Consider the following 11,309-nt stretch of genomic DNA (forward strand, 5'->3'; position numbering starts at 1 on the left):
GGCGTCAAAGATCGTCGGCGCTGTCCTGCTGCATCGCGAAGGCCGGATTGAAGAGCGGATGGCGCGCCGCTTCCGCGGGCGTCAGCACGGGCGAGGCGCAGCAGTCGAGCGGCTCCAGTAGCGCAATCCAGTCTTCCAGCGTCTGGCCGGCGATGATCGCGGCCAGTTCCTGCGTCAATGCGAGCGCATCGGGGCCGCCGATCGCCTGACCGAGACTCCAGTGCCGCTCCGCCCACTCCTCGCGGCCGAGCGCCGTACACAGGATTTCCCAGAATTTCAGTTCGAGCGCGCCGATGGCGAGCCAGCGGTCGTCGCGCGTGCGGTACAGGTTGTAGCAGGGCACGCCGCCGTTCAGCAGACCGCCGCCCGCGCGCGAGCCTTCGCCTTCGTTGGCGAGCGCGACCTGCGCGATGATGTTATTGGCGTGCGACGCGTGGGTCATCGACACGTCGATACACCGGCCGTTGCCGCCGCGTGCGACGTGCCAGAGCGCCGCGAGCATCTGCGTGACGGCGGACAGCGCACCGCCCAGCAGGTCGGCGATCTGGAAGTTCGGCACGATCGGCGTGCCGTCGCGGGCGGCAAGCTGGTCGAGCACGCCCGCGTACGCGATGTAATTCAGGTCGTGTCCGGCGAAGGTCGAGAACGGGCCGTCGGAGCCGTAGCCCGTGATCGCACAGTAAACGAGCTTCGGATTTTCCACGCGCAACAGGTCGTAGCCGACGCCGAGCCTGTCCATCACGCCCGGCCGGAAACTTTCGACGAGCACGTCCGCTTCACGCGCGAGCGCGCGCAGCACGTTGCGGCCCGCTTCCGATTTCAGGTCGAGACGCGTCTCGCGCTTGCCGCGATTGACGATGCGATAGAACGCACCGGGCCGGCCCGCGAGCCGGTCGGCGGTGCTTTGCATCATCGTGCGCGTGTAGTCGCCCGCGCCGGGCGCTTCGATCTTGAGGACGTCGGCGCCCAGTTCGGCAAGCCGCAGCGTTGCCACGGGGCCGGGCAAGAGGCGCGTCAGATCGAGTACGCGCAAGCCTTTCAATGCAGGGGGAGACGACAAGGCCAACCTCTCATCGATGCCGGCGCGGCCCGGTTCGGGCGCCGCTAGCCGATTTGTTCAAGTTCCTCGTGCTTTTCGAGCCATTCGGCTTCGAGCGTTTCGAGGCGTGTGGTGACTTCCGCCTGACGACGGATGGCATCCGTCAGCTGCGTTTTACGCTCAGGCTCATAGCTGGACGGATCGGCGACGAACGCGTCGAGCGTCGCTTTCTCCGTATTCAGCATATCCATTTCCTTTTCGATCTTCGTAATGCGCGACTGCAGCGGCTTTTTCAGGTGCGAAAGCTTCTGCCGCGTTTCCGCTTCGAGACGCCGCTGCTCCTTGCGGTTCACGGCCGCATCCGCGCCGGATTCAACGCCGCCAGCGCCGTTGCTGGCTTTGGCGGCGGCGCGCTGGTCGGCGGCGTGTTGCAGGAGCCAGTCGCGATAGTCGTCCAGATCGCCGTCGAACGGCTGCAGGCGGTGTTTCGCGACGAGCATGAACTGGTCGGTCGTCGCGCGTAACAGGTGCCGGTCGTGCGACACGAGGATCAGCGTGCCCTCGAACTGCGCGAGCGCCATGGTGAGCGCGTGACGCGTTTCGAGATCCAGGTGGTTGGTCGGTTCGTCGAGCAGCAGCAGGTTGGGTTTTTGCCAGATGATCAGCGCGAGCGCGAGCCGCGCTTTCTCGCCGCCCGAAAACGGCGTGATGGCGGCGGTGGCCATGTCGCCGGAAAAGTTGAAACCACCCAGAAAATCGCGCAGTTCCTGTTCGCGCGTATCGGGCGCGAGCCGGGCCAGATGTTGCAGCGGCGAATCGTCGGGCCGCAGCGTTTCCAGCTGGTGCTGCGCGAAGTAGCCGATACGCAGCCCCTTGCCCTCGCGCACATGTCCGCCGAGCGCCTCGAGCGTGCCGGCGAGCGTCTTGATCAGCGTCGACTTGCCCTGGCCGTTCGCGCCCAGCAGGCCAATGCGCTGCCCGTTCTGGATCGACAGCGTCACGTGCTGGACGATCGGAATCTCGATGTGCTCTTCGGTGCGGTAACCGCAACGAACATCCTCCATCACCATCATCGGATTCGGCGCCGAATCGGGCGTGCGAAACTCGAACGTGAACGGCGACGACGCATGCGCGGGCGCGATCAGCTCCATGCGTTCGAGCGCCTTCACCCGGCTTTGCGCCTGGCGGGCCTTGGTGGCCTGCGCCTTGAAACGGTCGATGTAGCTTTGCAGATGCTCGACCGTTTTCTGCTGCTTTTCATACGCGCTTTGCTGCAGCGCGAGCTGCTGTGCCCGCAGGACTTCGAACTGCGAGTAATTGCCGCCGTAACGCTTGATCTGCTGCTGCTCCAGATGCAGCGTGACGTTGCACACGGAATCCAGAAACTCGCGATCGTGCGAAATCACGATCAGCGTGCCCGGGTAACGGTGCAGCCAGTCTTCGAGCCAGACGATCGCGTCGAGGTCCAGGTGGTTCGTGGGTTCGTCGAGGAGCAGCAGGTCGGAGCGGCACATCAACGCCTGCGCGAGGTTCAGCCGCATGCGCCAGCCGCCCGAGAAGCTGCCGACCTGCTCGCGCGTCTGTTCGAGCGTGAAGCCGAGACCCAGCAGCAGCGCTTCCGCACGGGCGGGCGCGGTGTAACCGTCGGCGTCGGCGAACGCCGCGTGCGCTTCGCCTTCGGCGGCGCCGTCATGGGCAGCCGAAGCCGCCGCGATGCGTGCTTCGATTGCCCGCAGCGCCGCGTCGCCATCGAGCGTCCAGGCGAGGGCGGTTTTGTCCGCGGCGGGCGTTTCCTGGGCGACGTGCGCGATCTGCCACGAGGGCGGCATCGCGAAATCGCCGCCGTCCGCATGCAGTTCGCCGCGCAGCACGGCAAAGAGCGTGGATTTGCCCGCGCCGTTCGCACCCACGAGCCCGGCTTTCTCGCCGGGATTGAGCGTGAACGAGGTCTGTTCGAAAAGCGGCTTGGTGCCGCGCGCGAGGGTGAACTGGTTGAAGCGAATCACAGGATGGCCGGCGGGGAAAAACCGCTATTCTAGACTGCGCGAGAAAATGAAGGCATCGGCCATCCGGCCAGATGTCGCGCGAGGCCATTTAGCTTAGACTGAATGTTTTCCGGGGAAAGTACATGACTTCGATCTACACGTTTTCCGCGCGCACGCTGGGTGGCGACACAATCGGGCTGGATCGCTATCAGGGCAAGGTGCTGCTGATCGTCAATACGGCCAGCCAGTGCGGGTTCACGCCGCAATACGCGGGGCTGCAGAAACTGCAGGACGACTACGCGTCGCGTGGGTTCGAGGTGCTCGGCTTTCCGTGCAACCAGTTCGGCAAACAGGAGCCGGGCGACGCCGCGCAGATCGGCAGCTTTTGTGAAAAGAACTACGGCGTGTCGTTCCAGATGTTCGACAAGATCGACGTGAACGGCGCGGATGCGCATCCGCTTTACAAACATCTGACCGGTGAAGCACCGGGCGTCCTCGGGCTCGAGGCCATCAAGTGGAATTTCACCAAATTCCTGATCGGGCGCGACGGTACAGTGCTGAAACGCTACGCGCCGCTGACGAAACCCGAATCGATCACCGACGATATCGAGAAGGCGCTTTAGTTTCACCGGCGGTTTCGCTGCCGCACGAGGTGTTGAGCGTTGAATTCCGACGACACACCGGCGGGAAACCGCGCAACGCTACAGAACCGGCGAGAACAGTCTCGCCACGTGCATCGCGACTCGCCGCCATGCAGGAGCCTTCCAGAATTCGTCCCGATTGATCTCGAACGCCTCCTCGAAGTCGCGCTTCAGCATCGCTTCGACTTCAGCGGCGAAGCCGCGGTCGACGGTCAGCACCATGATCTCGAAGTTCAACCTGAACGAGCGGTTATCCAGGTTCGCGCTGCCCACTGCCGCCGCGACGCTGTCGATCAGCACGACCTTCTGGTGCAGAAAGCCCGGACGGTAGCGGAAGATGCGCACGCCGGCCCGCACGGCGTCGTAGGCGTACAGCTTCGAAGCTTCGAAGACCACGATATGGTCGCGCCGGCACGGAATCAGGATCCGCACATCCACGCCGCGCATGACCGCGAGCCGCAGCGCGGCGAACACGGCTTCGTCAGGGATCAGATATGGCGTGGTGATCCAGATGCGCTCGTGCGCGGCGTTGATCGCTTCCACGAAAAAGAGCGAACAGGTTTCCTGTCTGTCGGCCGGCCCGCTTGGGATGACAATGCAATGCATGCCTTCACTGGCGGGGGCGGCGGTATCGACGGCGGGTGTGTCGAATTCGGGGACCTGCTGCGTCGCCCAGTACCAGTCTTCGACAAACACGAACTGGATGCTTGCAACAGCGGGCCCGCGCACTTCGATATGCGTGTCGCGCCAGGGCGACAGCGGCGGATGGCTGCCGAGATACTCCACGCCCACGTTGTGGCCGCCGACAAACGCGCACTCGCCGTCGACCACGACGATCTTCCGGTGATTGCGGAAATTGACCTGGAAGCGGTTGACGAACTTGCGGTTCGTGGCGAAAGGATGCACCTCGACGCCACCGGCGCGCAGCGCCGACGTATACCGGTGCGGCAGGTCGAAACTGCCGATGCTGTCATAGAGAAAGTAGATGCGCACGCCTTGCGCCGCTTTCGCGAGCAGGGCGTCTTTCAGCATTTCACCCAGCGCGTCCGCGCGCACGATGAAGAACTGGACGATCACGTATTTTTGCGCCGCCTCGATGGCTTCGAAAATCGCCGCGAACGTCGCTTCGCCGTTCACGAGCGTGCGCACCTGGTTGCCTGGCAGGAACGGCATGCTGCCAAGACGCGTGAGCGAACGGATGACGCGCTGGCCGAGTTCGTCGGTTGGGCGTCCACCGGATGAATCCAGTGCGTCCCATTGCTGCGGATGCGCGAGCGTGCGCAGCGATTCGTTTTCCAGCCGGCGCGCATCCGCGTAGCCGCGAAACTTGCTGCGCCCGAGAAACAGGTACGGCACGAGCGTGAAATACGGCATCGCCACGAGCGACACGGCCCAGGCGATCGCGCCTTGCGAGGTACGGGTATAGAGGATGGCGTGGCAGGCGGCGATCACGCCCAGCAGGTGGGCGAGCGCGATCAGACTGCCGACTTGAAGCACGTCGAATTGCATAAGCGTCCGGAATATTCCCAGGGGCGCCCCGGGTGGGGCGTCGAGGGCAATTCCGCCATCTTACCGAACCCGGCTGGCGGCCGGTCGGGTTCGTTGCATCCGCATTGATTCAGGTCTGCCGCGCGCGATACGTGGCGCGTGACGTTGCTGCGGATCTGCTGAAAAACCTCAGGACGGAAGGTCGGAAGCCTGGATCAGGAACACGTTGTCGTCGCCGGCGCTCGTCGACAGCCAGACGAGGTCGAGGCCGCCAAACGCCGCTTCGACGTTCGCCCGCTCGTTGCCGATTTCGACGACGAGCACGCCTTCCTCGGTGAGCCAGTTGCGCGCCCCGGTGATGATGCGACGCACGATGTCCATGCCGTCGGCGCCGCCCGCAAGCGCCATTTCCGGTTCATGTTTGTACTCGGCCGGCAGCGACGCCATCGATTCCGCGTTCACGTACGGCGGATTCGTGATGATCACGTCGTAGCGGCGCTCGGGCAGCGGTGCGAAGAGGTCACCCTCGAACAGTGCGATGCGGTCGTCGAGTTCGTATTCCTGCACGTTCTTCGTCGCGACTTCGAGCGCCGGAGCAGACAGGTCGACTGCGTCGATGTCCGCGTTCGGGAACGCGTAAGCGGCCAGAATCGCGAGGCTCGCCGACCCGGTACACAGTTCGAGAACCGCGCCGACCTGCTCGGGGTCGTTGACGTACGGTTGCAGGCCATCCTGCAGCAGCTCGCCGATAAACGAGCGCGGCACGATGACCCGTTCGTCGACGTGAAAGCGAAAGCCGTGCATCCACGCTTCCTGCGTGATGTACGCGGCGGGCACGCGCTCGACGGCACGCCGTTCGATCACGCGCAGGATCGTTTCGATCTCCGGCGAGGTCAGCTTCGCGTCGAGGAACGGGTCGAGCAGATCGAGCGGCAGATGCAGCGAGTGCAGGATCAGATACGCGGCTTCGTCGTAGGCGTTTGCCGAGCCGTGTCCGAACGACAGCCCGGCCTGGTTGAAACGGCTGACCGCGAAACGCAGCAGGTCGCGCACGGTGGAGAACGGGAGGGTCATGGGGGTCTCGGGTCAGGCGATCAGTTGTTCGAGCACGCGGCGATACACGTTCTTGAGCGGCTCGACGAAGGCGACTTCGATGTGTTCGTCGATCTTGTGGATGCTGCCGTTCGGCGGCCCGAATTCGACCACCTGATTGCAGATGCGCGCGATGAACCGGCCATCCGACGTGCCCCCGGTCGTCGAGAGCTCGGCGGTGACGCCGGTTTCGTCCTTGATGGCGCGGCCGAGCGCGTTCGACAGATCGCCGCGCGGCGTGAGAAACGGCAGCCCGCTCACGCTCCACTTCAGGTCGTATTCGAGCCCGTGCCTGTCGAGAATGGCATGCACGCGGGCCTGCAATCCTTCCACCGTGCTCGCCGTCGAGAAACGGAAGTTGAACAGCACGTCGGCGTGGCCCGGAATCACGTTGCTCGCGCCCGTGCCGCCATGAATGTTCGACACCTGCCACGTGGTGGGCGGGAAGTACTCGTTGCCGTCGTCCCAGCGTTCGGCGACCAGTTCCGCGAGCGCGGGCGCCAGCAGATGAACCGGGTTTTTCGCGAGATGCGGATATGCGATGTGACCCTGCACGCCCTTCACGACGAGATTGCCGGACATCGAGCCGCGCCGGCCGTTCTTGACCATGTCGCCGAGCGTTTCGCTCGACGTCGGCTCGCCGACGATGCAGTAGTCGAGCCGCTCGCCGCGCGCCTGCAACGCTTCGACGACCTTGATCGTGCCGTCGGTGGCCGGGCCTTCCTCGTCGCTCGTGATGAGGAAGGCGATCGAGCCGCGATGTTCGGGATGCGCCGCGACGAATTCCTCGCTCGCCACCACGAAGCCGGCGATCGACGTTTTCATGTCGGCGGCGCCGCGGCCGTACAGCTTGCCGTCGCGATGCGTCGGCTCGAATGGCAGCGACGTCCAGTGTTCCAGCGGGCCGGTCGGCACGACGTCCGTGTGGCCGGCGAACGCGAGCAGCTTGCCCGCGGTGCCGTCGACACCGCGTTTCACGGCCCACAGGTTCGTGACGCCGTGCGATTCGATCGTCTCGCATTCAAAGCCGATGGCCGAGAGACGCTCGATGAGCAGGTTCTGGCAATGCTGGTCATCGGGCGTGACGGATGCGCGCGCGATCAGTTGTTCAGTAAGGGCAAGCGTGCCGGACATGTTGGAACTAACCACCTGGGATGAAAAAATGCCGGCGTACACGCCGGCAACAGCCTGTTTTCAATGCGACGACGCCAAGTGCGCCACCGCGCGAACGTTCAGGCAAAGAGCGATTCGTACTGCTCCGCGGAAAAACCGAGCGTCTTGACCCGGCCGTTCACGACCACCACGGGCCGCTTGATCACCGACGGCTTGTGAATCATCAACGCAATCGCACCCGCTTCGGTATCCGCGGCGGCCTTCATGCTGTCGGACAGCGCGCGCCACGTCGTGCCGCGACGGTTCAGGAGTGCGTCGAGCGACACGTCCTTCAGCCAGTCCTGCACGAGCGGCGCGGTGACGCCCGCCTTCTTGAAGTCGTGAAACTCGAACTCGACGCCGTGTTCCTCGAGCCACACGCGGGCCTTCTTCACGGTGTCGCAGTTCGGGATGCCGTAGACGACGGTCTTGTTGGCGCGAGCCATCAATCGCCTCGCAGCAGCTCGTTGAGGCCGACCTTCGCGCGCGTTTTCGCGTCGACCTTCTTGACGATGACCGCGCAATACAGGCTGTGCGAACCGTCCTTCGAGGGCAGGTTGCCCGCGACGACCACCGAGCCCGCCGGAATGCGGCCATATGTGACTTCACCGGTTTCGCGGTCGTAAATCTTCGTGCTCTGGCCGAGATACACGCCCATCGAGATCACCGAGTTTTCCTCGACGATCACGCCTTCGACGACTTCCGAGCGCGCGCCGATGAAGCAGTTGTCCTCGATGACGACCGGGTTGGCCTGCAGCGGCTCCAGCACGCCGCCGATGCCGACGCCACCCGAAAGGTGGACGTTCTTGCCGATCTGCGCGCACGAGCCGACGGTTGCCCACGTGTCGACCATCGTGCCTTCATCGACGTATGCGCCGATGTTCACGTACGACGGCATCAGCACCACGTTCTTCGCGATGAACGAGCCGCGGCGCGCGATGGCGGGCGGCACGACACGAAAGCCGCCCGCCGCGAAATCCTCGGCGGTGTAGTTCGCGAACTTCGACGGCACCTTGTCGTAGAACTGCGAGTATCCGCCGGCCGGTTGCGGCACGTTGTCTTCCAGACGGAACGACAGCAGCACGGCTTTCTTCAGCCACTGGTTGACGGTCCAGTCGCCATCCTTCTTTTCGGCGACGCGCAGCACGCCCTTGTCGAGCTGCTCGATGGCATGCGTGACGGCGTCACGCACTTCGGCGGGCGCGGCCTTCGGCGACAGCCCGGCGCGGTTTTCCCAGGCGTTATCGATGATCTGCTGAAGTTGTTGCGACATGTTCGTGGTTTCTGAAGAGTGGAAAGCGGGTGAAGAGGGCGGTAGCCGGCTGGAAGCGGTTCACGGCGCGTCAGCGCGCCAGTACACGGCAAAAGTCGACGATCCGCTGCGTGCCTTCTGTGCATTCGTCGACACCGGCGACGAGCGCGAGGCGCACGAAATCGCGGCCGGGGTTCGTGCCTTGCGCGGTGCGGGCGAGGAACGATCCGGGCAGAACCGTCACATTATAGTCGGCGTACAGGCGCTGGGCGAAACCGGTATCCGAAAGGCCAGTGCGCGACACGTCGGCCCACAGGTAGAACGCGGCGTCCGGCAGGCGTACATCGAGCACGTCGGCGAGCATCGGCGTCACGGTGGAGAACTTCTGCACGTACTTCGCGCGGTTCTCGCGCACGTGCGCCTCGTCGTTCCACGCGGCGATGCTGGCGCTCTGGTAGACGGTCGAGAGCGCGGCGCCGTGGTACGTGCGGTACAGCAGGAACTGCTTCAGGATGGCCGCGTCGCCCGCGACGAAACCCGAGCGCATGCCGGGCACGTTCGAACGCTTGGACAGGCTCGAGAGCATGACGAGCCGCTCGAAGCCGCGACCGAGCCGGTGCGCCGCTTCGAGGCCGCCGAGCGGCGGCTTCGCTTCGTCGAAATAGATCTCGGAATAGCATTCGTCGGACGCGATCACGAAACCATACTGGTCCGACAGCGCGAACAGTTCGCGCCAGTCGTCGAGCGTGAGCACGGCGCCCGTCGGATTGCCCGGCGAGCACACGTACAACAGTTGCGTGCGCGCCCAGACCGCTTCGGGAATGGCCGCGTAGTCGCAGGCAAAGTTGCGCGCCGGGTCGCTGTTGGCGAAGTACGGCTGGGCGCCGGCCAGCAACGCCGCGCCTTCGTAGATTTGATAGAACGGGTTGGGACAGAGTACGATCGCAGGCTCGCCACCGGTCTTTTTCGACGGATCGATCACCGTCTGCGCGAGCGCGAAAAGTGCCTCGCGCGAGCCCGCGACGGGCAGCACCTGCGTCAGCGGGTCGAGCGCGGGCAGGTTGTAGCGCCGGGTGACCCAGCGGGCGATCGACTCGCGCAGCGCCGGCGCGCCGAGCGTCGCCGGATACGAAGCGAGGCCGCCGAGCGATGCGACGACGGCGTCGCGGATCAGCGCGGGCGTCGGATGTTTCGGCTCGCCGATGCCAAAGCTGATGTGCGCGAGACCGGCGGGCGGCGTGATGTCCTGGAAAAGCGCGCGCAGCTTTTCGAATGGATAGGGCTGGAGGGAGTCGAGTAGCGGGTTCACTGGGCGGATCGAGCCTGGTCGAAGACGGACAAACACAGATGAAGGCGGCGCGCGGCGACACCCTGAATACGGGATCGGACGACCGGCGGCGAGCATTGGATTATAGCGTGCAGAAGGGCCTTGGGGCCCGGCACGCGCGGCGACCAGCGGAAGGCGCGCGCCCCGTTGGACACGCCAGACAGGAGGCGGGATGCAGGCAGTAACAGACACAGACACAGACAAAGACGAAGGGCGAAACCCGTGGCGGCAGGGCGAACGGCGGTGCGACGCAACGCAGCCGGCCGTTTCAGGGCCGCGGGTGGCGCAATGGAAGGTGCCGCGCGATGAATAACGGGCTGCGCAATAGCTGGTCGACCGGCTGGCCGACGCTCGCGATCATGCTGGGCGCGTCGGTCTGGGGCCTGATCTGGTATCCGCTGCGCATGCTCGCCGCGCTGGGCGTGACCGGCACGGCGGCGAGCGCGCTGACGAGCGGCGCCGGGTGTCTCTTCGTGTTGCTGCTGCGTCGTCGCGCGATCGCGACTGTCCAGTGGCACTGGCTGCTGCCGGCGCTGGCACTGGCCGCCGGCGTGACAAACCTCGGCTTCGTGTGGGGTTCCATTCACGGCGAAGTGATGCGCGTGCTGCTGCTCTTCTACCTCACGCCTGCGTGGACCGCGCTCTTCGCGCACTTCATCCTGCACGAGCGGCTGACGTGGTCGGGCGCGGCGCTTGCCGCGCTGTCGCTCGCGGGCGCGATGATGATGCTGTGGTCGCCGCAGCTCGGCATTCCGGTGCCGGGCAACCTGGCCGAATGGGCGGGGCTGGCGGGCGGCATGGGCTTCGCGATGAGCAACGTGCTGATTCTGAAGGCAAGCCGCGTGCTGCCCGACATGAAGCCCGAAATGCGCACGGCGACGATCTTCGGCGGCGCGGCGATCTTCAGTTCGTTCGCGTCGTTTTTCGAGGCAATGCCGGCGCCGCCGGCAGGCTCGCATCTTGCGACCGCTGCGTTGCTCGTGGCGGGCCTCGGGTTCGTGCTCGGCACCAACAACATGCTCGTGCAATACGGGCTCTCGCGCGTGCCGGCCAACCGTGCGTCGATCATCATGCTGTTCGAGATCGTGATCACGGCGCTGTCCGCATGGCTCTTCGCCGGCGAGACGCCCGGGCCGCGCGAATGGGCGGGCGGCGCGTGCATCGTGCTGGCGTCCGCGTTGTCGAGCTGGGTGCATCGCACGAAGGCCAGACCGCCCGTCGGCACGCACACCGATCCTGACCGTAAGGATCGGGAACGCGCGATGGTATGATTGCCCCTGCCTGTCGGGGCGCGCTTGACCGCGTGCCGCCGGCCCGAGTACCGCGGTGGTGC

At 65.1% G+C, this 11,309-nt stretch carries 10 protein-coding genes; 2 read left to right on the plus strand and 8 right to left on the minus strand.

The genetic code is table 11. The features are described from left to right. Positions 1 to 4 precede the first annotated feature (4 nt). Positions 5 to 1,042 (minus strand): CaiB/BaiF CoA transferase family protein, encoded by a 1,038-nt coding sequence (locus tag BLV45_RS06685; protein ID WP_090530610.1) that lies wholly within the window; start codon positions 1,040 to 1,042, stop codon positions 5 to 7. A 62-nt stretch (positions 1,043 to 1,104) separates the two neighbouring features. After that, positions 1,105 to 3,045, minus strand: coding sequence for an ATP-binding cassette domain-containing protein (locus BLV45_RS06690; RefSeq protein WP_090530614.1), 1,941 nt, complete (start codon positions 3,043 to 3,045; stop codon positions 1,105 to 1,107). A 122-nt stretch (positions 3,046 to 3,167) separates the two neighbouring features. On the opposite strand from BLV45_RS06690, the gene BLV45_RS06695 reads away from it, so the two are divergent. Then, positions 3,168 to 3,647 (plus strand): glutathione peroxidase, encoded by a 480-nt coding sequence (locus BLV45_RS06695; protein ID WP_090530617.1) that lies wholly within the window; start codon positions 3,168 to 3,170, stop codon positions 3,645 to 3,647. 78 nt (positions 3,648 to 3,725) lie between these two features. On the opposite strand, the gene cls is transcribed toward BLV45_RS06695, so the two are convergent. The 6 genes from cls to dapC all read right to left on the minus strand — a co-directional run bounded on the left by cls (position 3,726) and on the right by dapC (position 9,958). Beyond that, positions 3,726 to 5,174 carry a cardiolipin synthase gene (cls, locus tag BLV45_RS06700; protein ID WP_090530620.1) on the minus strand — a complete coding sequence of 483 codons (1,449 nt, stop codon included), beginning with the start codon at positions 5,172 to 5,174 and terminating at the stop codon, positions 3,726 to 3,728. A 168-nt stretch (positions 5,175 to 5,342) separates the two neighbouring features. Further along, on the minus strand, positions 5,343 to 6,227 hold the full coding sequence (prmB, locus tag BLV45_RS06705; protein WP_090530623.1) for a 50S ribosomal protein L3 N(5)-glutamine methyltransferase: 885 nt from the start codon (positions 6,225 to 6,227) through the stop codon (positions 5,343 to 5,345). Between the two features lie 12 nt (positions 6,228 to 6,239). Further along, entirely contained in the window at positions 6,240 to 7,379 is a 1,140-nt protein-coding gene (gene dapE, locus BLV45_RS06710) for a succinyl-diaminopimelate desuccinylase (RefSeq protein ID WP_090530627.1), read from the minus strand. A 98-nt stretch (positions 7,380 to 7,477) separates the two neighbouring features. Then, positions 7,478 to 7,843: an ArsC family reductase gene (locus BLV45_RS06715; RefSeq protein ID WP_090530630.1), complete on the minus strand. Its 366-nt coding sequence runs from the start codon at positions 7,841 to 7,843 to the stop codon at positions 7,478 to 7,480. Beyond that, on the minus strand, positions 7,843 to 8,670 hold the full coding sequence (gene dapD / locus BLV45_RS06720) for a 2,3,4,5-tetrahydropyridine-2,6-dicarboxylate N-succinyltransferase (protein WP_090530633.1): 828 nt from the start codon (positions 8,668 to 8,670) through the stop codon (positions 7,843 to 7,845). Before dapD ends, BLV45_RS06715 begins: the two co-directional genes overlap by 1 nt. Positions 8,671 to 8,740: 70 nt before the next feature. Next, positions 8,741 to 9,958 (minus strand): succinyldiaminopimelate transaminase, encoded by a 1,218-nt coding sequence (dapC, locus tag BLV45_RS06725; protein WP_090530636.1) that lies wholly within the window; start codon positions 9,956 to 9,958, stop codon positions 8,741 to 8,743. Positions 9,959 to 10,281: 323 nt separating this feature from the next. Here dapC and BLV45_RS06730 point away from each other — a divergent pair, with 323 nt between their 5' ends. Continuing rightward, entirely contained in the window at positions 10,282 to 11,247 is a 966-nt protein-coding gene (locus BLV45_RS06730; protein WP_090530640.1) for a DMT family transporter, read from the plus strand. Positions 11,248 to 11,309 lie beyond the last annotated feature (62 nt).

Origin of the sequence: Paraburkholderia sartisoli, assembly GCF_900107685.1 — a bacterium.
In the GTDB taxonomy this organism is placed as follows: Bacteria; Pseudomonadota; Gammaproteobacteria; order Burkholderiales; family Burkholderiaceae; genus Paraburkholderia; species Paraburkholderia sartisoli.

Bases quoted from the DNA above. Each gene is read 5' to 3' on its own strand.
- BLV45_RS06695 (WP_090530617.1), top strand. From the start codon at position 3,168: ATGACTTCGATCTACACGTTTTCCGCGCGCACGCTGGGTGGCGACACA.
- cls (WP_090530620.1), bottom strand. From the start codon at position 5,174: ATGCAATTCGACGTGCTTCAAGTCGGCAGTCTGATCGCGCTCGCCCAC.
- prmB (WP_090530623.1), bottom strand. From the start codon at position 6,227: ATGACCCTCCCGTTCTCCACCGTGCGCGACCTGCTGCGTTTCGCGGTC.
- dapE (WP_090530627.1), bottom strand. From the start codon at position 7,379: ATGTCCGGCACGCTTGCCCTTACTGAACAACTGATCGCGCGCGCATCC.
- BLV45_RS06715 (WP_090530630.1), bottom strand. From the start codon at position 7,843: ATGGCTCGCGCCAACAAGACCGTCGTCTACGGCATCCCGAACTGCGAC.
- dapD (WP_090530633.1), bottom strand. From the start codon at position 8,670: ATGTCGCAACAACTTCAGCAGATCATCGATAACGCCTGGGAAAACCGC.
- BLV45_RS06730 (WP_090530640.1), top strand. From the start codon at position 10,282: ATGAATAACGGGCTGCGCAATAGCTGGTCGACCGGCTGGCCGACGCTC.